The 19,488-nt window shown below is 67.0% G+C and carries 20 protein-coding genes; 10 read left to right on the top strand and 10 right to left on the bottom strand.

The genetic code is table 11. The features are described 5' to 3' along the window. Positions 1–25 precede the first annotated feature (25 nt). Positions 26–1,489: an NAD-dependent succinate-semialdehyde dehydrogenase gene (locus E3O22_RS10105; RefSeq protein ID WP_134393938.1), complete on the bottom strand. Its 1,464-nt coding sequence runs from the start codon at positions 1,487–1,489 to the stop codon at positions 26–28. Positions 1,490–1,653: 164 nt separating this feature from the next. Then, positions 1,654–3,015: a 4-aminobutyrate--2-oxoglutarate transaminase gene (gene gabT, locus E3O22_RS10100; RefSeq protein ID WP_134393939.1), complete on the bottom strand. Its 1,362-nt coding sequence runs from the start codon at positions 3,013–3,015 to the stop codon at positions 1,654–1,656. Between the two features lie 144 nt (positions 3,016–3,159). Between gabT and E3O22_RS10095 the strand changes: the two genes are divergently transcribed. Next, positions 3,160–4,725 carry a PucR family transcriptional regulator ligand-binding domain-containing protein gene (locus E3O22_RS10095; RefSeq protein ID WP_134393940.1) on the top strand — a complete coding sequence of 522 codons (1,566 nt, stop codon included), beginning with the start codon at positions 3,160–3,162 and terminating at the stop codon, positions 4,723–4,725. Positions 4,726–4,795: 70 nt separating this feature from the next. Continuing rightward, a complete protein-coding gene (locus E3O22_RS10090; protein WP_134393941.1) occupies positions 4,796–5,875 on the top strand; it encodes a nitronate monooxygenase family protein in 1,080 nt (359 codons plus the stop codon). 85 nt (positions 5,876–5,960) lie between these two features. On the opposite strand, the gene E3O22_RS10085 is transcribed toward E3O22_RS10090, so the two are convergent. Continuing rightward, positions 5,961–6,638, bottom strand: a complete 678-nt coding sequence (locus E3O22_RS10085; protein WP_134393942.1) for a hypothetical protein — start codon at positions 6,636–6,638, stop codon at positions 5,961–5,963. 78 nt (positions 6,639–6,716) lie between these two features. Here E3O22_RS10085 and E3O22_RS10080 point away from each other — a divergent pair, with 78 nt between their 5' ends. Next, a complete protein-coding gene (locus tag E3O22_RS10080; RefSeq protein ID WP_241973545.1) occupies positions 6,717–7,592 on the top strand; it encodes an acyl-CoA thioesterase II in 876 nt (291 codons plus the stop codon). A gap of 114 nt (positions 7,593–7,706) precedes the next feature. Next, positions 7,707–8,120, top strand: coding sequence for a ubiquinol-cytochrome c reductase iron-sulfur subunit (locus tag E3O22_RS10075; RefSeq protein ID WP_134393943.1), 414 nt, complete (start codon positions 7,707–7,709; stop codon positions 8,118–8,120). A 22-nt stretch (positions 8,121–8,142) separates the two neighbouring features. Here E3O22_RS10075 and E3O22_RS10070 read toward each other — a convergent pair whose 3' ends face one another. The 5 genes from E3O22_RS10070 to msrA all read right to left on the bottom strand — a co-directional run bounded on the left by E3O22_RS10070 (position 8,143) and on the right by msrA (position 12,377). After that, entirely contained in the window at positions 8,143–8,637 is a 495-nt protein-coding gene (locus E3O22_RS10070; RefSeq protein WP_104103299.1) for a thioesterase family protein, read from the bottom strand. A gap of 8 nt (positions 8,638–8,645) precedes the next feature. Further along, positions 8,646–10,328: an energy-dependent translational throttle protein EttA gene (gene ettA / locus E3O22_RS10065; protein ID WP_134393944.1), complete on the bottom strand. Its 1,683-nt coding sequence runs from the start codon at positions 10,326–10,328 to the stop codon at positions 8,646–8,648. 5 nt (positions 10,329–10,333) lie between these two features. Then, complete coding sequence (locus E3O22_RS10060) at positions 10,334–10,867, bottom strand: hypothetical protein (RefSeq protein WP_241976607.1); 534 nt, start codon at positions 10,865–10,867, stop codon at positions 10,334–10,336. A 110-nt stretch (positions 10,868–10,977) separates the two neighbouring features. Then, positions 10,978–11,460: a single-stranded DNA-binding protein gene (locus E3O22_RS10055; RefSeq protein ID WP_134393945.1), complete on the bottom strand. Its 483-nt coding sequence runs from the start codon at positions 11,458–11,460 to the stop codon at positions 10,978–10,980. Positions 11,461–11,855: 395 nt separating this feature from the next. Beyond that, a complete protein-coding gene (msrA, locus tag E3O22_RS10050) occupies positions 11,856–12,377 on the bottom strand; it encodes a peptide-methionine (S)-S-oxide reductase MsrA (RefSeq protein WP_134393946.1) in 522 nt (173 codons plus the stop codon). 17 nt (positions 12,378–12,394) lie between these two features. Here msrA and mgrA point away from each other — a divergent pair, with 17 nt between their 5' ends. From mgrA to E3O22_RS10030, 4 genes are all read left to right on the top strand, one after another. Then, on the top strand, positions 12,395–13,402 hold the full coding sequence (mgrA, locus tag E3O22_RS10045) for an L-glyceraldehyde 3-phosphate reductase (RefSeq protein ID WP_134393947.1): 1,008 nt from the start codon (positions 12,395–12,397) through the stop codon (positions 13,400–13,402). Positions 13,403–13,407: 5 nt separating this feature from the next. After that, complete coding sequence (locus E3O22_RS10040; RefSeq protein WP_166784621.1) at positions 13,408–14,364, top strand: DMT family transporter; 957 nt, start codon at positions 13,408–13,410, stop codon at positions 14,362–14,364. Positions 14,365–14,440: 76 nt separating this feature from the next. Then, complete coding sequence (locus tag E3O22_RS10035) at positions 14,441–14,680, top strand: hypothetical protein (protein ID WP_134393949.1); 240 nt, start codon at positions 14,441–14,443, stop codon at positions 14,678–14,680. Between the two features lie 73 nt (positions 14,681–14,753). After that, complete coding sequence (locus E3O22_RS10030) at positions 14,754–15,452, top strand: hypothetical protein (protein ID WP_134393950.1); 699 nt, start codon at positions 14,754–14,756, stop codon at positions 15,450–15,452. Positions 15,453–15,513: 61 nt separating this feature from the next. Here E3O22_RS10030 and nadE read toward each other — a convergent pair whose 3' ends face one another. Continuing rightward, positions 15,514–16,335 (bottom strand): ammonia-dependent NAD(+) synthetase, encoded by an 822-nt coding sequence (gene nadE / locus E3O22_RS10025; RefSeq protein WP_104103276.1) that lies wholly within the window; start codon positions 16,333–16,335, stop codon positions 15,514–15,516. A gap of 596 nt (positions 16,336–16,931) precedes the next feature. Between nadE and E3O22_RS10020 the strand changes: the two genes are divergently transcribed. Together E3O22_RS10020 and E3O22_RS16750 are read left to right on the top strand one after the other, a co-directional pair. After that, complete coding sequence (locus E3O22_RS10020; RefSeq protein ID WP_134393951.1) at positions 16,932–17,279, top strand: hypothetical protein; 348 nt, start codon at positions 16,932–16,934, stop codon at positions 17,277–17,279. 48 nt (positions 17,280–17,327) lie between these two features. Next, on the top strand, positions 17,328–17,606 hold the full coding sequence (locus E3O22_RS16750; RefSeq protein WP_134393952.1) for a helix-turn-helix domain-containing protein: 279 nt from the start codon (positions 17,328–17,330) through the stop codon (positions 17,604–17,606). A 501-nt stretch (positions 17,607–18,107) separates the two neighbouring features. On the opposite strand, the gene E3O22_RS10010 is transcribed toward E3O22_RS16750, so the two are convergent. After that, positions 18,108–19,094 carry a hypothetical protein gene (locus E3O22_RS10010; protein WP_134393953.1) on the bottom strand — a complete coding sequence of 329 codons (987 nt, stop codon included), beginning with the start codon at positions 19,092–19,094 and terminating at the stop codon, positions 18,108–18,110. Between the last annotated feature and the right edge of the window lie 394 nt (positions 19,095–19,488).

The following is a 19,488-nucleotide window of genomic DNA, read 5'->3' as shown; positions in this document are numbered from 1 at the left end:
AGGTGAAAAATAGGTACGTCGCCGGTCAGGAGACCGGGATGAGGGTGTACTTGGTGGACAGGTACTCCTGGATGCCCTCGAGCCCGCCTTCACGGCCCAGACCGGATTGCTTGACACCGCCGAACGGTGCCGCCGCGTTGGAGACCAGGCCCGTGTTCAGACCCATCATTCCGGTTTCAAGCTTGGCGATCATCCGCTGCCCGCGGGCGAGGTCCTGGGTGTAGACGTAGCTGATCAAGCCGTACTCGGTGGAGTTGGCCAGGCGCACGCCCTCCGCCTCGTCGGCGAAGGTGACGATGCCGACGACCGGGCCGAAGATCTCCTCGGTCAGGAGCGCGCTGGCCGGGGCCACGTCCGTCAGCACGGTGGGCTCGTAGAAGGAGCCGGCGCCTTCGGGGCGCTTGCCGCCGGCGAGCAGGGTGGCTCCGTGGGCCAGCGCGTCCTGCACGAGGGCGTCGGTGCCGGCGACGGCAGCCTCGCTGACGAGCGGGCCGATGGTGACGCCGGCTTCGGTGCCGCGGCCGATCTTCAGCGCGCCGACTCGCTCGGTCAGGCGGCGGGCGAACTCGGCGGCGACGGACTCGTGCACGATGAAACGGTTGGCCGCGGTGCAGGCCTGCCCGATGTTGCGGAACTTGGCGAGCATCGCGCCCTCGACGGCCTTGTCCAGGTCGGCGTCTTCGAAGACGACGAACGGGGCGTTGCCGCCGAGCTCCATCGAGGTGCGCAGCACACCCTGGGCCGCCTGCTGAATGAGCTTGCGGCCCACGGGGGTCGACCCGGTGAAGCTGAGTTTCCTCAGCCGGGGGTCGGCGATGATCGGCCCGGCAACGGCGGACGAGGTCGACGTGGTGATCACATTGACGACGCCGGCCGGTACTCCGGCGTCTTCGAGCAGCTGTACAAAGAAGAGGGTAGTCAGTGGGGTCAGCTCGGCGGGCTTCACGACGACCGTGCAGCCGGCGGCGAGTGCGGGGGCGATCTTGCGTGTGGCCATGGCCAGCGGGAAGTTCCACGGAGTGATCAGCAGGCACGGTCCGACCGGATATTGCGAGACAACCATCGTGCCGGTTCCCTCCGGGTTCAGCCCGAAGCGACCGCTGATGCGCACGGCCTCCTCGCTGAACCAGCGCAGGAACTCACCGCCGTAGGTGACCTCTCCGTTGGCCTCGGCGAGAGGTTTGCCCATCTCCAAGGTCATCAGCAGCGCAAAGTCATCGCGGCGCTCCTGCAGCAGGTCGAAGGCACGGCGCAGGATCTCGGCCCGCGCACGCGGCGCGGTGGCCGCCCACGACTCGGCCGCCTCGACGGCCGCATCGAGGGCACGGATGCCGTCGGCGGCATCCGCGTTCGCGATCCGTTTGAGCACAGCACCGGTCGCCGGGTCGGTGACCTCGATGGCCTTACCGCCACCCTGCTGCCAGGTGCCGTTGATGTAGAGGCCGTCCGGGACGCGGGCGAGCAGTTCGGTTTCACGAGTGGACACGATGAGTCTCTTTCCGATGCGATACGGGAGATGCGAATGAGATTTTTATCAGGGGTGAAGGCCGTGCAGAAAGGGCGTTTCCGCCACCCTCCCCGCGGCGTTCCCCCAGTATGACTGATCGCCCTGTGCCCCCGTCGGGTTCGGGCAGGAGACCGCGGAGCCAGGGCTCAGGCGGCGGCGAGCACACTCGCCAGCACCTGCAGGCCCTCGACGAGGAGGTCGTCGGAGATGCTCAGAGGCGGCAGGAAGCGGATCACGTTGCCGTAGGTGCCGCAGGTGAGCAGCACGACGCCCCTGACGTGGGCGGCGGCCACGACGCGGCCGGTGAGGGCGGCATCCGGGACTCCGGTCACCGGGTCGACCAGTTCGATGGCGATCATGGCGCCTCGCCCGCGCACATCGCCCACACGCTTGTCGACGGCACGGATGGCGTTCAGCCGTCCGGTCAGGATGGCGCCGATTTCACGGGCGCGCTGGGCCAGGTTCTCGGTCTCATAGCTGCGCATGGTGGCCAGGGCCGCGGCGCAGGCGAGCGGGTTGCCGCCGTAGGTGCCGCCGATGCCGCCGACCTGCGGCGCGTCCATGATCTCGGCGCGGCCGGTGACGGCGGAGAGCGGCAGGCCGCCGGCGATGCCCTTGGCCATCACCATCAGGTCGGGCACGATGCCCTCGTGGTTGCTGGCGAAGAGGTCGCCGGTGCGGGCGAAGCCGGTCTGCACCTCGTCGGCAATGAAGACGACCTCGTTGGTGCGGCACCAGTCCACCAGGGTGGGAAGGAAGCCCGGTGCGGGCACGATGAAGCCGCCCTCACCCTGGATCGGCTCGATGATCAGGGCGGCCAGGTTGTCGGCGCCGACCTGCTTTTCTATCTGGGAAATGGCGCGCCGGGCGGCCCCGACCCCGTCGAGTCCGGCGTCACGGTAGGGGTACGACGTGGGTGCCCGGTAGATCTCCGCGGCGAAGGGGCCGAAGCCGTTCTTGTACGGCTGGTTCTTCGCGGTGAGGCCCATAGTCAGGGTGGTGCGGCCGTGGTACGCGTGGTCGAAGGCGACGACGGCCTGCTTGCCGGTGTAGTGCCGGGCGATCTTGACGGCGTTCTCCACGGCTTCGGCGCCGGAGTTGAACAGGGCACTGCGCTTGGCGTGGTCGCCCGGGGTGAGCCGGTTGAGCGTCTCAGCCACCTCGATGTACGAGTCGTAGGGCGTCACGGTGAAGCACGTGTGCGTGAACTGGGCCAGTTGGGCTGCCACGGCGGCCACGACCTCGGGGGCGCTGTTGCCGATGCCGGTCACGGCGATGCCGCTGCCGAGGTCGATCAGGAAGTTGCCGTCGACGTCGACAAGCACACCGCCGCCGGCCGCGACGATATAGGCAGGCAGGGTCACGCCCACCCCGGCGGAGACGGCCTCGACCTTGCGACGTCCGAGCTCTTGAGACTTCGGCCCGGGGATGGCGGTGACCAGGCGGCGTTCCTGGGGAAGGGACGGTCCACCGACCGGGATCACAGAAAGGGCGTCTACGAGGGTCATTGCTGCTCCAGTTCGCTGGCTGTTGCATCGGCGCGGGGCCGGCGACGATACCGATTCCAGAAGGCTACTCAGGGCGGCCACCCGCGACATCCGGCACCGTGTACAACGCCCGGGTGAACTTTCGCCACGTTGTACACTCGTCGCATGGCTCCGAACCTGGCCCCGCCGCTCCTGCCCACCGTGCGCCGCCTGCTGGCCCAGCCCGGCCTCCAGCTGCGCCTGCTCACGGCCGAGCCGCAGCTGCCGGCACACGCGCTCGACCAGCCCGTGGAGTGGGTGCACGGCTCCGACCTGGCCGACCCGACGCCGTTTCTCTCCGCCAGCCAGGTGCTCCTCACCACCGGCACCCAGTTCGCCGACCCGATGACGGATGCCGACTACCGCGACTACGTGCGCCGGCTCACGGCCCGCGGCATCGCCTGTCTCGGCTTCGGCACGGAGGTCGTGCGCGCCGGCACGCCGGAGGCCCTCGTTGCGGCCTGCCTTGCCGAGGGGCTGCCCCTGATCGAGGTGCCCTATGACACTCCGTTCATCGCGGTGGCGCGTGCGGCCGGCGACCTGGTCGCCGAGTTGCGCTACGCCCGCAACACCTGGGCGCTGGACGCCCAGCGGGCCATCTCGCACGCGGCCCTCCGACCCGACGGCCTGAGCAACATTCTCAGCGAGCTGTCCCGGCAGCTGGGCCACTGGGTCGCGCTCTTCGACGCGAGCGGCGCGCTCGACCGGGTCTTCCCCCGCGACGCGTTCTCCGGTTCCGCCTCCTCCCCCGCGCTGCCGCAGGTGCAGGCGGAGGCCGGCCGGCTGCTCCGCCGCGGGCAGCGGGCCGGCACCACCCTCGACGAGGGCGGCGAGACCCTGACCCTGCAGACCCTGGGGCGGCAGGGCCAGCTGCGCGGGGTGCTGGCCCTCGGCGGCGTCACCCTGCTCGACCAGGCCAGCCAGCAGGTGGTGACCAGCGTCATCGCCCTCGCCGGGCTCGCACTCGAACAGAACAGCGCTCAGGGTCGCGCCCGCGGCCACCTGCGGTCCGGGCTGCTGCAGGCGCTGCTCGGCGGCGACCTGCCGCTGGTGCAGAGCATCTCCCGGGAGCTTTGGGGTGCCCTCCCGGCCGAGCCGGTACGGGTCGCCGTCGTCTCCCCGCCGCCCGAACGCTGGGACGCTCTGGCCGAGCTGCTCGAACTGCGGGTCGAGGAGCGCCCCGGGCACCTGTTCTTCGCCCGCGACGGCGGCCAGGTGCTGCTCGTCGTCGATCTCGCCGCCGATCCGGTGCTCGCCGAGCTGGTGGGCCTCGGCCTGCACGTGGGCGTCTCCGACCGGAGCGCCTACCGTGCCCTGCCGCACGCGGCGGCCCAGGCCCGACAGGCGCTCGAGCGCGCCCACGAAGGCGCAGCGGGCATCGTCGAATTCGAGGTGATCTCACGGCAGGGCGTGCTCGCGTTCCTGGCCCGAACGGATGCCTCGGAGGTCGGCCGCGCCACCCTCCGGCCGGTCTCCGACCACGATGCTGCCCACGGCACGGCGCTGCTCCCCACCCTGCGGGTGTGGCTCGAGCACAACGGCCAGTTCGGCCCGGCCGCGTCGGAGCTCGGCGTGCACCGACACACCGTGCGCGGCCGGATCAGCCACGCCGAGCAGTTGCTCGGGCGGGACCTCGGCGCGTTCCACGCCCGCGCCGACCTCTGGGCGGCGCTGCTGGCGTCGGCGGGATAGGCCCGAAACACCGAACGCACGAGGCGCCTCGCACACTGTGACGTACGCACCCACACACCGGAAAGAGACAATGTTCAGCCTGAAGGACCTTCGCATTCCGATCATCGCGGCACCCATGGCCGGTGGCGCGTCCACCCCGGCCCTGGTGCGCAGCCTCAGCGCGGGCGGCGGCCTCGGGTTCCTGGCCGCTGGGTACAAGACCCCGGATGCGCTGGCCCGGCAGATCGCCGACGTGCATCAGGGCTCGCGAACGCCGTACGGCGTGAACGTGTTCGTTCCCGGGCCGCCACTGACCGACCGGGCCGGAGTCGATGCCTACCGCCGGAGCCTGACAGCGACCGCGCTGGAACACGGCGTGGAATTGCCCCCGACACTAACCGCGGACGATGACTGGTTCTCCGCCAAGGTGGCCCTTCTCATCAGGCACCGAGTCCCCGTGGTGTCGTTCACCTTCGGGTTGCCGCCGGCCGAGGCCGTGGACGGTTTGCACGCCGTCGACGCGTGCGTGATCGCCACGGTCACCTCGGTTCGGGAGGCGGTACTCGCGGAGGAACGCGGAGTGGATCTGCTCTGCGTTCAGGGCCCGGAAGCAGGCGGACACCGGGCGACCTTCACGACGGCCGAAGAACCGGAGACCACCCCCCTGATCGAACTGGTCCGCGCCATTTCGGACCTGGCGGTTCTGCCGCTCATCGCGGCCGGGGGCATCCACTCCGGTGCTGGGATCGCGACGCTCCTGGCGGCCGGCGCGGACGCCGTGCAACTGGGTACGGCGTTCCTCCGCACCGCGGAGTCCGGCGCCCATCAGGCGCACAAGGACGCGCTCGTCGACCCGAACTTTGATCGCACCGTGGTCACGCGCGCGTTCTCCGGGCGTCCGGCACGGGGTCTGCGCAACGCGTTCATCATCGAGCACGACGCCACCGCGCCCCGGGCTTATCCGCAGGTGAACCATCTCACCAGTGGCCTCAGGGCGGATGCGGGTCGACGCGGCGACGCCGACGGGCTCGCCCTCTGGGCGGGCACCGGTTTCCGCTTTGCCCGCGAGGAACCGGCGGCCGACGTGCTCACCCGGCTGTGGCAGGACGCCCGCGTGTCGCCGAGTCAGCGCCCGGCGTCGAACCAATTCGACGGAGATTTTGATGTTTGAGCCGATTCTCGGCCAGTTTAAGGCCGATCCGGGCAAAATCTCCGTCGAATTCGTTCGGGGCAGGGTGCGAACACCCAGCGAATAGTCAGCGGCTCAGCGACCAGGGCTTGCGACGCACGAGGATGTGGCCGCGGCTCGTGCTCAGCCGGGTCCACAGGCCCGTCTCGAACAGGCGCACGGGCTCGTTTTTCGGCAGGAAACCGAGGCTGACGGCCGCGAAGGCGGCGCCGGCCGGCACGATTTCCAGGCCGGGGATCGGGCGGCTCCAGACTTCGGAGCGCACCCGCTGCACGATCTGCCCGCCGGTTCCCGCCGGGATGACGGCGGCGACTTCCTCGATGCCTGCCTGCGCCGCACCGTCGAGCAGGACGGCATCCGTTTCACCGAGCAGGGTCCAGCCGCCCTGGGGCGGCGAGATACCGGCCCAGGTCACCGTGGTCACTTCCAGCGGCACGGTTACGGTCACTGTCGCCTCGTCCTCCCGCACGGCCGCGGTGAGGCGGGCGAGGCGGTCCAGCAGGGAGCGCACGGGAACGACCGCGTCGAGCTCGACCGGGGCGGTGAGCGCGAAGGTGCGCAGGCCCAGCACGGTCGGGCTGGAGTCGAGGAGACCGCGCGGATAGAGGATCGCGGTGTAGACGGCGAGCACCCCCGCGGCCTGAATGAGGCGCACGGAACCGTCCTCCACCCGGCTGGCGCGGGACAGGTAGACCTGGAGGTCGCGAAGGGACAGGGACTCTGGGAGAGAAAATGACTTACTCATCTGCTCCTAAACTACCAAGGTACGGCGCGCGTCACACCGGCGCGCGCGTCTGCACCGCCACGCGCCTGAGGAGGCCACATGGACTTACCGATGGAGGGCCTTCTAGCCGCCCTGGACCTCACCGACACGGGCGCCCGCACCAGCGAGGACATCTTCACCGGGCCGTCGCAGTGGATGCCGCTCGGCCGCGTTTTCGGCGGGCAGGTGCTCGCCCAGTCATTGGTCGCCGCGATGCGCACGGTTCCCGACGACCGCCATGTGCACTCGATGCATGGCTATTTCCTACGCCCCGGCGACGTGGGCCAACCGATCACCTTCTCCGTCGATCGCATCCACGACGGCCGCTCCTTCTCCACCCGCCGCACGCAGGCCTATCAGGACGGGCACCCGATCCTGTCGATGATCGCCTCGTTCCAAGACGATGATGAAGGCCTCGAGCACCAGATCGAGATGCCGACCGATATGCCCGACCCGGAGTCCTTGCCGACGGCGGCGGATGCCCTGGCCCAGGTCGACCACTCCATCGCCCGCTACTGGGCGAACGAGCGTCCGTTCGACATGCGGCACCTGCCGTCACCGATCTACCTCAAGGTGGACGGCGAGCACACCTCTCGCCAGGCCGTGTGGATGAAGACCATGGGCCCGTTGCCCGACGACCCTGACCTGCACCGCGCCGCGCTGGCATACGCCAGCGACTACTCGATCATGGAGCCTGTCATGCGCCGCCACGGCGTGGCCTGGGCCACCCCCGGGCTCAAGGTCGCGAGCCTGGACCACGCCATGTGGTTCCATCGCTTCGGCCGGGTCGACGAGTGGATGCTCTACGTACAGGATTCCCCGACCGCCCAGGGTGGACGCGGGCTCTCCACCGGCAGCATCTACAGCCGGGCGGGCCTGCTTCTCGCCACGGTCGCCCAAGAGGGCATGCTGCGCGTACCCACGAACGCGGAGTAGCCTCCTTCACATGGTCTGAGCGTCTACTGAGCAACTCCGAACGTGTTCGAACGTGTTCGAACGTGTCTGAACGTGTATGAACATTCCTGAACGCCCGCCCGATCGAGGAGAACCATGACGAACGCCACCGACATCTCCCGCCGCACCGCGCTTCTGCTCGGCACCGCCGGCACCGCCGTCGCGCTGGTCGGCTGCAGCACCGACGGCGCCGAGGACTCCGGCACCGGCAACATTGGCCCGGTGGAGGTAGCCAAGCTCGCCGACATCCCCGTGGGCGGTTCGATCGAGGCCTCCCTCGATGGCAAGCCCATCCTGATCAGCCAGCCCACGGCCGGCACCGTGGTTGCGTTCAGCGCGATCTGCACCCACCAGGGCTGCGTGGTCAAATCGGCGAAGGACGAGTTCGGTTGCCCATGCCACGGCTCGAAGTTCGACCGTGCCACCGGCGAGGCCCTTGCCGGACCGGCGACCGAACCGCTGGCGCCGGTGAAGGTCACCGTCACCGGCGACGCCGTCACCGCAGGCTGAGGCGGACTGCGTCCGGGCCGGCCTACTCCGCCGGCAGGGACGCGCGCCGGGTGAATCGGATGGGTTCGTCGACGTATGGAGCCCACGCGGCGCGCTCGACCTCGTTGATCTTGCGTGGCCGCTCGGTCGCGGCGTCCACCAGCACGATTGTGGTGCTCGCCTGCGCGAAGAGAACCGCCGGCTCCAGGCCGATCGGAGTCCAGACCTCGTAGCAGACCTCGAGGCTGGCGCCGCCGAGCTTGCCGAGCCAGAGACGGATGTCCAGAGGCTGCCTCAGATACGGAATCGGCGCCAGATACTCGGCCTCCATTCGCGCGATCAGGGTCAGCGTCGCCGCGCCCGGGCGCCCGTCCAGCACGGCGGTGCCGGCGAACGCCCCGGGGCCGTCGCCGTCTTCATCCGGCCAGAACGCCTGGATGCGCGCGTCCTCGAGCACACGCAATAACTCGGCGTTGTTGACGTGGCCGTAGGCGTCCAGGTCCGACCAGCGCAACTTCACCGGAACGCGCAGCTTCATCGCGGGCCCTAGTCGCGGGTCAGCTTGCGGTACGCGGACCGGTGCGGTTTCGCGGCATCCGGGCCAAGGCGTTCGATCTTGTTCTGCTCGTACGACTCGAAGTTGCCCTCGAACCAGTACCAGTTCGCCGGGTCTTCGTCGGTGCCCTCATAGGAGAGGATGTGCGTGGCGATTCGGTCGAGGAACCACCGGTCGTGGGTGATGACCACGGCGCAGCCGGGGAATTCAAGGAGCGCGTTCTCGAGCGAGCCGAGGGTTTCGACGTCCAGGTCGTTGGTGGGCTCGTCGAGCAGCAGCAGGTTGCCGCCCTGCTTGAGGGTGAGCGCCAGGTTGAGGCGGTTGCGCTCACCACCGGAGAGCACGCCGGCCTTCTTCTGCTGGTCGGGACCCTTGAACCCGAATGTGGACACGTAGGCCCGCGATGGGATCTCGGTCTTGCCGACCTGGATGTAGTCCTGGCCGTCGGAGACGACCTCCCAGAGCGACTTGTTCGGGTCGATGCCCGCGCGGCTCTGGTCGACGTAGGAGATGTCGACCGTCTCGCCGATCTTCAGCTCACCCTGGTCCAGCGGCTCGAGTCCGACAATCGTCTTGAACAGCGTGGTCTTGCCCACGCCGTTGGGACCGATGATACCGACGATGCCGTTGCGCGGGAGGGTGAAGGAGAGATCGTCGATGAGGACCCGGTCGCCGAAGCCCTTCTTGACCTTCTTGGCGTCGATGACCTGGGCGCCGAGGCGCGGGCCGACGGGAATCTGGATCTCTTCGAAGTCGAGCTTGCGGGTGCTCTCGGCCGCTGCCGCCATCTCTTCGTAGCGGGCGAGACGCGCCTTCGACTTAGCCTGACGGCCCTTCGCATTCGAGCGCACCCATTCGAGCTCGTCCGCGAGGCGCTTGGCCATCTTCGCGTCCTTCTTGCCCGCGATGAGCAGTCGTTCCTGCTTCTTCTCGAGGTAGGTCGAGTAGTTGCCCTCGTAGGGGTACAGGTGGCCGCGGTCGACTTCGGCGATCCACTCGGCCACGTGGTCGAGGAAATACCGGTCGTGGGTGACGGCGAGAACGGCGCCGGGGTACTGGGCCAGGTGCTGCTCGAGCCACAGCACGCTTTCGGCGTCGAGGTGGTTGGTGGGCTCGTCGAGGAGGAGCAGGTCGGGCTTCTGCAGCAGCAGCTTGGTCAGCGCCACGCGGCGCTTCTCACCGCCGGAGAGCTCGGCGACGGAGTAATCGCCCGGCGGGGTGCGGAGGGCGTCCATAGCCTGCTCCAGCTGGGAATCGAGGTCCCAGGCGTCGGCGGCGTCGATGGCCTCCTGCAGCGTGCCCATTTCGGCCAGCAGTGCGTCGAAGTCCGCGTCGGGTTCGCCGAGCGCGAGGCTGATCTCGTTGAACCGGTCGACCTTGGCCTTGATCGGGCCGACGCCCTCCTGGACATTCTCGAGGACCGTCTTGGTCTCGTCGAGTTCGGGCTCCTGCATCAGGATGCCGACCGAGTAGCCGGGCGAGAGCTTCGCCTCGCCGTTGCTGGGGGTGTCCAGCCCGGCCATGATCTTCAGGATCGTGGATTTTCCGGCGCCGTTCGGCCCCACGATACCGATTTTGGCGCCGGGGAAGAACGACATGGTGACGTCGTCGAGGATCAGTTTGTCGCCGACCGCCTTGCGAGCGCGGACCATCGTGTAGATAAATTCAGCCATAGTACTTACCAGTCTATTTGCCGGGTGGCCCCGACCAGACACGTTCCGGATGCGAGGATCGCCGTGACCGCGCTGTGGTACCCGCCCGTGGCCGGTCCGTTCTGCCCGATCAGGCATTCGCCGTTGAACCGAACGGAGAACTGGATCGAGTCCGCTGCGAGGTCGATGTTCGTCTCGTCGAAGGTGACCTCCATTTGGGCCCGGTCGAAGCCGGAGGCCCCCAGCGCGTCCACGAACGCCCGCCCGCCGGCATTCTCGTCGGCGGTGACGACCGCCGTGGCGACGCTGTCGAAGTACGCCAGGTTCGCCGCGGCATCCTTCTCCGGCTGTAGCTGCGGCGCGAGTACGGGCGCCGCGCTCGCAGTCGGACGAGCCGAGGCCGACGCCGTGGCCGAGCTTGAGGAAGTCGCGGCCGGTGCCGCCGAGCAGGCCGCGAGGCTGACCGTGACGGCCAGCCCGAGCAGCAACGCGCTACCGGTACGTGGGGAACGGATGCCGGTTCGACGTCTCCGGGTTTCCCGATCTGATCGTGCCGGCACGTGGTCCTTCCGCGACCGCGGTGCGGTCAGACCTCTGAGTCTGCCAGATGCCCCGTGTCCCCGAACGTTATTCCGGTGACTGTGCTGATGATCGTGCCGAGTTGCCGCCGTCAGGAATCGACCCCGACTAGCGACGCGGACTCAGCCTCGTCGCGCATCGGGGGTGCATCGCGAGTATCGGCAGGTAGGAAGCCGTCCGTGGGCTCGGTCGGGTGTGGCGCCGACGCTGCGCCGGGCGACGGCGAGCGCGTGTAGACGGTGCTGCACCAGGCCAGGTCGTGCCCGACGGTCTCTGCCTCGACCTCGACCGAGGTACCGTTGCGGTCGGCATTTTCCCACGGCCGGATGCGCAACCGCCCCGCCACGACCACGTGCTCACCCTTGCGCACCGAGCGCTCCACGTTATGGGCGAGCTGCCGGAAGGAGGACACCGTGTACCAGTTGGTCTCGGCGTCAACCCAGGTCTGTTTCACACGGTCGAAGCGACGCTGGCTCGACGCCAACCGAAACGACGTGATAGCCAGCCCCGAACTGGTCACGAGGTGACGGGGCGTGGTGGCCACGATTCCGGTCACGGTGATGCTGTCGCTCATTACGGTCTCCCTCATCCTGTGAGCCCCGGACGACTGCCCGGAACACGCGACCTGAAGCGACGGCTCGTGCCTGGCTCCGCCGCCCCAGATCGCGTACTCCGAGTGTGCGGCGGCACAACGACGCTCGGCCGCGGCATCCGGAACCTGTGCCGAATGACCGCCCCCCACATCTGGGGAGGGCTGGCTCGCTTCTGACGGAGAGGGTCCGGGTACGCGCCGCGGTCGGTGTCACCCCACAGCTTCTAATGCCGCTTCGGGCACATTCTCCGTCGAATTCGTTCGGGCCCGGGTTTCCCTACGGCGGTCTCGGCAGCGCTGGCACGGCAGCTGGACAACCCGTTCATGTCGCCGCGCCGAGCGACACTCGGTGCCGACGAGTACACGACCTCGCGCCGTTACAGAAGGTATTCGGCGTAGGACTTGCGGATCTTGTTCACCTTGGGCAGCGCGACGGCCATGCAGTAGCCCTGACCCGGGTTTTTGGCGAAGAAGTCCTGGTGGTGATCCTCGGCCACGAAATACTCGCCCAGCGGCTCGATCGTGGTGACGATGCCGCCGCCCCACCATTCGGAGGCGCGAGTGCGAGCGGTTTCGAAGAGCCGCTTCTGCTCGTCGTCGGTATAGAACATCGCCGACCGGTACTGGGTGCCCACGTCGGCGCCCTGGCGGTTCAGCTGGGTCGGGTCATGCAGCGTGAAGAACACGTCGAGGATGACACTGGCCGGGATGACCTCCGGGTCGAACGTCACGGCGATGGCCTCGGCATGGCCGGTACGGCCCGTGCACACCGATTCATACGTGGGCCGTGGAGCCCCTCCCCCGGTGTACCCGGAAATCACCTCGCTCACGCCACGCAACACCCGATACACGGCATCGAGACACCAGAAACATCCACCTGCGACCACAAAAGTTTCCACACCCCTAGAGTAACGGCATGACCTTCGTTCCAGCTCCGAACCGCTATGCCGACATGACTTACCGACGCGTCGGACGGAGCGGCCTCAAACTGCCGGCGCTGTCTCTTGGCCTCTGGCACAACTTCGGCCACGAGCGCCCGATCGAGACCCAACGCGCCATCCTGCGCCGTGCCTTCGACCTGGGGGTCACCCACTTCGACCTGGCCAACAACTACGGTCCTCCTCCCGGAGCCGCCGAGACCAACTTCGGCCGCATCTTCGCCGAAGATTTCCGCGCTTACCGCGACGAGATGATCATTTCCAGCAAGGCCGGCTACGACATGTGGCCGGGCCCCTACGGCGATTTCGGTTCCCGTAAGTACCTGCTCTCCTCCCTCGACGCGAGCCTGGGCCGGCTCGGCGTCGACTACGTCGACATCTTCTACTCCCACCGGCCTGACCCGGAGACTCCCATCGAGGAGACCATGGGCGCGCTGGCGTCGGCCGTGCAGCTGGGCAAGGCCCTCTATGTCGGCATCTCCAGCTACAGCCCCGAGCAGACGCGGGCGGCGGCGGCGGCGCTGGCCGAGCACAAGATCCCCCTCTTGATCCACCAGCCGCGCTACTCGATGTTCGACCGCCACGTCGAAGACGGGCTCTTCCCCGTGCTCGACGAGCTCGGCATGGGCAGCATCGTCTTCTCGCCGCTCGCACAGGGACTTCTCACCGACCGCTATCTGGACGGCACCGTTCCGGCAGGCTCGCGGGTCGCGACGAGCGATTTCCTATCGGAGCACGTTCTCACCGACACCTACCAGGGCCGAGCCCGCGCCCTCAACGAGTGTGCCGCCGAGCGCGGCCAAACGCTGGCCCAGCTGGCGGTCACCTGGATCCTGCGCCAGCCGTCGGTGACCAGTGTGCTGGTCGGCGCGAGCAGCGTGAACCAGCTCGAGCAGACCGTGGCGGCACTGGATGCCCCGCCCCTCACCCAGGTCGAAATCGACGAGATCGAACCGTACGCCGTGCACGGCACCGGTCTGGGCTGAGCGAAGTGGGCTACCTCTACGCTCTCCTCGCGTCGCTGCTCTTCGGCCTCAACGGCAGCACCACCAAGGTGATCGTGGAGGCGGGCCTGTCCCCGGCCCAGCTGACCTTCTTCCGGGTCACGGTCGTGGCCTTCCTGGCCGGCGGTCTGTTGCTCGTGACCAACCGGCGGGCGTTCCGCATCAGCCTGCGCCAGCTCGCGGTGATGGCCGTGCTGGGGGTGGCCGGGGTCGCCCTGATCCAGTGGTTCTACGCAGTGGCGATCAGTCTGCTGCCGGTGGGCATCGCGCTCATGCTCGAGTACACCGGGGTGCTGATCGTCGCCTTGGTCGCCCGGTTCGTCTTCAAGGAGCGGGTCAAATCCCGCATCTGGCTGGCCATCGGCTGCGTTCTGATCGGCATGGCTGTCGTCGCCCAGATCTGGGCCAGCACCCTTTCGGGCCTGGGTGTGCTGGCGGGAATCCTCGCCGCAATCTGCCTGGCCGTGTACTTCCTGGTCGGGGAGCGGCAGGTCGCCGCGACCTCGCCACTGGCCGTGTCGTTCTGGTCCATGCTTTTCGCCAGCGCGTTCTGGCTCGTGTTCAGCGCCTGGTGGCGAATCGAGCCGCAGACCCTGGTTCAGGATGTCGCGTTGACGGGCAACCTCGGGGCGGTGTCTCTCCCGCTGTGGCTGTTGACGCTGTGGAACGGCGTGTTCGGCTCCTTCGCCCCGTATCTGTTCTCGTACATGGCGCTCGGCCGATTGACTGCCACGGCGGCCGGCATCGCGTCTGCCTCGGAGGTGATCTTCGCCTTCGCGTTCGCGTTCCTCTGGCTCGGCGAGTCCCTCGACGGGCTGCAGATGGCAGGGGTGGTCCTTGTGCTCGCGGGCATCGTCGTCGCCCAGACCGCGCGTCCGAACCGGGTTGTGGACCTCGACCTGGCCAGCCAGGACATGGTTCTGCTGAACGGACCTCTGCGGTAGCGCCGAATCCACTGTCGGTGGCTCTCCGTAGCCTGAGGGGACCCTCACCCGCATACGGTCGATCTCGGAGAATTCCATGTCCACACCAGCGTCCCCAGCACCCCGACTGCCGGTCATCCGCGGTCTTCAGTTCGTTCCCGTGAAAGACGGCCTCTGGCGGGTCTCGAACCGGTCCGGCATGGTGCTCGGGCACATCGAGCGCCGCACCGAGGCCGACGGCGACCACTTCGCCGCGCGGCGCCTGCTCGCCGCCACCCGCACAATGAACGTCGGTTCGTTCTGGCGCATCGACGACGCGGCCGACTGCTTCCGCTGACGGCGCGCACCTCTCCGCAGGGCACGCCGCGCCGCTCCCGGAGATCGGGCCGAGACGCCGGTAAAGTGCGCTCATGCAGTGGTGGAATAGTTTTGTATCCTGGCTCACGGCAGCCAGCAATCAGTCCATGGTTTTCAGCGCCGTGGTGCTCATCGTCTCGATCGTCGTCGCCAGCCTTCTGGCAACGGTGATCTCCCGCGGGGCGATCAAACGTCTCCTGGCTCAGAACGACCGGGCTCTCAAGGCGGCCGTGATCGGCACCCTCGTGGATGCCGCGACCGAGGCATCCGTCTGGAACTCGCTCACGCCACAGGAGCAGGTCATGGCCGACCGCGCGGTGGGCCAGGCAGACGTGCAGCTGCGCCTCCTGCCGATCAAGGGTTCGGGCGTCGCCGCGAACTGGGCCGCGCATCAGCTCGCTGAGCTCAAGCGCACCTCGGCCACGTTCGGGTACCAGCTCGAGCCCGCGCTGCTCGAATTCCGCGACCGCCTGGTCGAATGGCAGGACAAGCCGGGCCGCACCCGCAAGATCTTCCAGAGCGACCTCGACCGGTGGAAGGTCTCCCAGAACAGCACCGAGAAGAACCTCCTCGCCGAGCAGGATGCCTGGACCGCCCAGCAGCACCACGACCAATTCACCGCCGCGCCGGCCGCGCCCGTGCCTGCCCCGCTCCAGTACGCCTCTGGAACGGCCTCGGCGTCGACGGAGACCCAGCGCCTCCTCGACGACGTGCAGGCACTGGAAGTGCGCCCCACCCCGCTCCAGAGCTAGACGTCCGTGAGCCGCCGCCGCGCTCCCGAGCGAGGCGGCGGCGGCTCACGTCTCTCACGAGTCAGCGCCACCACTCGTCGAACATCGATGCCGGGACCTGGCGCTTGTGCTCGGTGCCGAGGTAGCGGTTCTCGATCGTCTCGGCGACGAGATCGTCGACGGGAAGCCCCTCCAGGAAGTCGTCGATCTGCTCGTACCGCAACCCCAGGTTGGCCTCGTCGGTCTGGCCGGGGTTGTCGTCGAGAAGGTCGGCAGTCGGCGCCTTGAGGTATAACCGGTCCGGCGCCCCCAGCTCGACCAGAAGCGCTCGCCCCTGACGCTTGGTCAGTCCGGTCAGCGGCAGGATGTCCGTGCCGCCGTCGCCGTACTTGGTGAAGAATCCCGTGACCGCCTCGGCGGCGTGGTCGGTGCCCACGACCAGCAGGCCGGCCGAGCCGGCGAGGGCATACTGGGCGACCATGCGCACCCGGGCCTTGACGTTTCCCTTGTCGAAGTCCGGCAGCGGGCGGCCCGTCGCATCGGCGAATTCCGCTTCGATGCCGTCGACGGCGCGCTTGATGTCGAAGGTGACGGTCGACGCCGGACGAATGAATTCCAGGGCGAGCTGCGCGTCCTCCTCGTCCCGCTGCACCCGGTACGGCAGGCGCACGGCCTGGAAGATGGCCGAATGTCCCGCCTCGGCGAGCTGCTCCACGGCCAGCTGGCACAGACGGCCGGCCAGGCTGGAATCCTGACCCCCGCTGATGCCGAGCACGAGGCCCTGTGCCCCCGTTCGGACCAGGTAGTCCGCGAGGAACTGCACTCTGCGGCGAACCTCGGAGGATGCATCGATATGGGGGGACACGTTCAGCTCCGCGATGATTCGCGCCTGTAGTTCTCGCATTTCCCGAATCTACCAAACCGAGGGTAGAGCAACAGGATTCACGGGTGTTGTGCGGTGCCCCCGGTAGGAATCGAACCTACGACAAGCGGATTGCGGCGGGCCCTTTTGGGCCGAGGGACTCTCGTTTCGAAACCTAGACCTATCTCGTCTGATCTCGATCTGATCAGGAGTTCCCTGCGATATTTGGCACATTTCTATCGCAACCCCTCGGCCCGCCTCGGCCGGTCTCGACGCAATAAACGTTGAATAAACGTGCGCGAATCAAGTCCCAGTCTTCTGCCCTAACCACACCCGTTTGACATACGATACCCAGCGCGAGCCGGACTCCTGGTCTCGGGCTGAACACCTGATGTGGTGACCGGATGTAACTAGCCCAGAGCTTCCGTACCGCGCTCACGACGGCGCTTGACCGATCTGGGCAGGCGTCCAAGAAGATCGCGAATCCGCCCACCATGCTGGCCATGCACGCGAAGGAGGCTACGACGATGACCAGTTGGGACATCGAGTACGAGGGCGATTCTTTCGGCCGCTTCTACTCTTCACTCGGCGAGTAAAGGCAGGCAGTCCTGACTGCTGCAATCGAACATGTCCTCGCCATGCACGGCATCGATATCTGCAGCGGAGAATGGGGCAAGCCCCTCTCTGGCGGACTCTACGAGTTCCGGGTTCGTAGGTCACTGCAGGCGACCTTTTCTGAGGCGAATGTCGACCTGCCGTCCGATCTTGCCATCGTTGACCGGAAGGTGCTCATCCGCGTGTTCTGCGCCTTTCACGGAGAAAAGATCGTTCTGCTCTACAGCGGCTACGACAAGAAGAAGGACCCGTCCGACAGGCGCCAACAGCGCGAAATCGCCAGGGCGCGGAAGATTCACGAACAGTGGAAGCGCACCCACCGTGACCGCCAGAAGAAGACTTCACCATTTATGTGTTGGACCACATACTGAAGTTCGGAGGAGGCATCATGTCAAGGAACTTCAAGGACCTCGCAGACCGTGCGAAGGCGGGATGGTCTGAGGATACGCGCGCCGTGTACGAGGCGGCCGGCACGACATTTGACGCGGAGATCGCTAGTCGCGTTGAACTGGGCGCAATGCTTGCCGCAGCACGCAAGGCCCGCGAGCTCACCCAACCTGCCCTGTCCAGCGCTACCGGGATTCAAACAGGCAGAAATCAGCCGGATAGAGCGAGGTCTCGGCAACCCGACAGCAGCCACGCTCAGTCGTCTCGCTGCCGCCCTCGGCCAGAAGATTACTCTGACGCGAGTTCCATAACTCCCGCACAACCCTGGGTTCGGCCGCCGGCGTGCTCATATCGCTGCGACTCTCGGGACATCGAGACGAGGCTTGTGAGGCGGCAATAGCCACCAGCTTGGAGCAGCCCGCGGGAGTTTGTGCGTAGATGCAGACCCTTGGCTTCCGCAGAAACTCTGGGGCTAGCGCTGGGGACTCGAACCAAGAACAACTGAAAGTCGTCTCGGCCGGTTCACCAACCCGCAACTGGGGCTGAATTCCGCGGATTTCCGCGGTTCTCATGGGACCCATTGTACGCACCGTTACGGATGAGTACGGCCCGATTCTTGTCACATTGCGGGCTTTTGGCGCGCTTCTGGTCACAGCCATGAGTTCAGCACAAGTCAAGCCTTCGTTTCTTCGGATGCCACGCTGGTTGACGGCGAACGCGTTGCCGGCGGCCTAGCGATCATCGTCCGACGCAATGCGTTAGTCAGGGCTAGCATTTGCTTTCGGAACTTTTTCAGCCCTTCGTGCTTCCGCTTATCTCCGGTGATCCCCCTCGTCGGCTTCTGCTTTCGCTGCCGCTTCGGCGCTGGATCGAAGTCGCGCACGGTACGCCGCGATCGGCCATTCGACTATCAGGGCTGCCGCGACACCAAAAAGTACACCTGAGAATAGAAGACTCCATTGCGGGAACGCCTGGCCCTCCGGGAGCGTCCACCTCGCTATGCCCGTTTCCAGAGGCATGGTCAAGGTGTTTTCGTCCTTGGCTGTGGTCTCCCACTGAACGGCGGCGGTTTCGCGGTTCCCGTTCTGGTCCATGATCGGCCATCCGGAGCCGTAAACCACGCTGCCTTCGACCGATTCCGGCGGGGTAGCGCTGTCGAACTGTTCAGTTACTGGCGCGGTCAAGACCGTTCTTGCAGTCGATAAGGCCGACGCCTCGATGAGTTCACCTTTCGTGCTGGAGTACCCCACGAGGGGTGTCCGGGCGATCCGTTGGCCAGCTCTTGAGTCGCTCCATCGTCCCTCCGGAATCCCACTGAACCAGGCTGAGCCGACCACACGAACGACTTGACGCTTTCGTTCCTCAGTTTCCCCACGTTCGGAAGCGTTGCAGGCCGCCTCGTCACCGGCGCTTCTGATGTCCTGAATCCCGGTACCGTCAGAATGTTTAGCAGCACCATCAAGCGAACTGAGCTGAGCGCCGCAGTAGAGGATGATTGTGAACGCGGAGTTTGAGAGACCTCCAGCGCTCGAACTATTTGCTCGGATCTCAACGAGACCGTCGGAAGCCATGGCCCACGAGAACCACACGATGACATCCCGTTGCGGAGCAACACCTGGCGCACCGTCGACTCCCGTCTGGGCGATCTCGATATCCCAGCCCAGTCGGGTAGGGGAATCCACCTTGGCGACAGCCGTCCCTTGTACGCCGAACCACACACCCGTGGCGACGAGCGCAGCAATCAGGAGCCACTCGAGGCCGGCCAGCCGTCGCCGTACTGCCATTGCCGATCGGACCATGGCGCCCCACCTTCGTCCGACCACCATAGTGGCCGGGTACTGAAACCGATAGCTCATCAGTCACGAGCCCCACCCTGCCGCTGACTCCAACTCTTAGCGGCCGGGCCAAACTAGCGCGAACGACAGCACGCGTGACGGGCTGAACTCCGTCGGTAGAGATCCACCAAGATCAGAAGCGATCGTCACAAGGCCCACTGGTCGGCAGGACGATGCCAGATTCGGCGCACGGATTGCCCCCAAAATTGCCGCTCTGTTCGGAGTCGGTCAAGCTCCTCGCTATCGACGCCCTACGTGTCAGGGTGAGTTGAGGCCAGTAGCTCGGAGCAAGTCCGCCGTTTGACGTAGGGCGAGAATCAGGAAGTCCCACCATGTCCAGCCCATCGTTGATCGCCGT

Source organism: Cryobacterium sp. TMT2-18-2, from assembly GCF_004402245.1.
In the GTDB taxonomy this organism is placed as follows: Bacteria; Actinomycetota; Actinomycetes; order Actinomycetales; family Microbacteriaceae; genus Cryobacterium; species Cryobacterium sandaracinum.
Note: the sequence above shows the minus strand (reverse complement) of the source record. Positions and strands in the feature narration are given on the sequence as shown.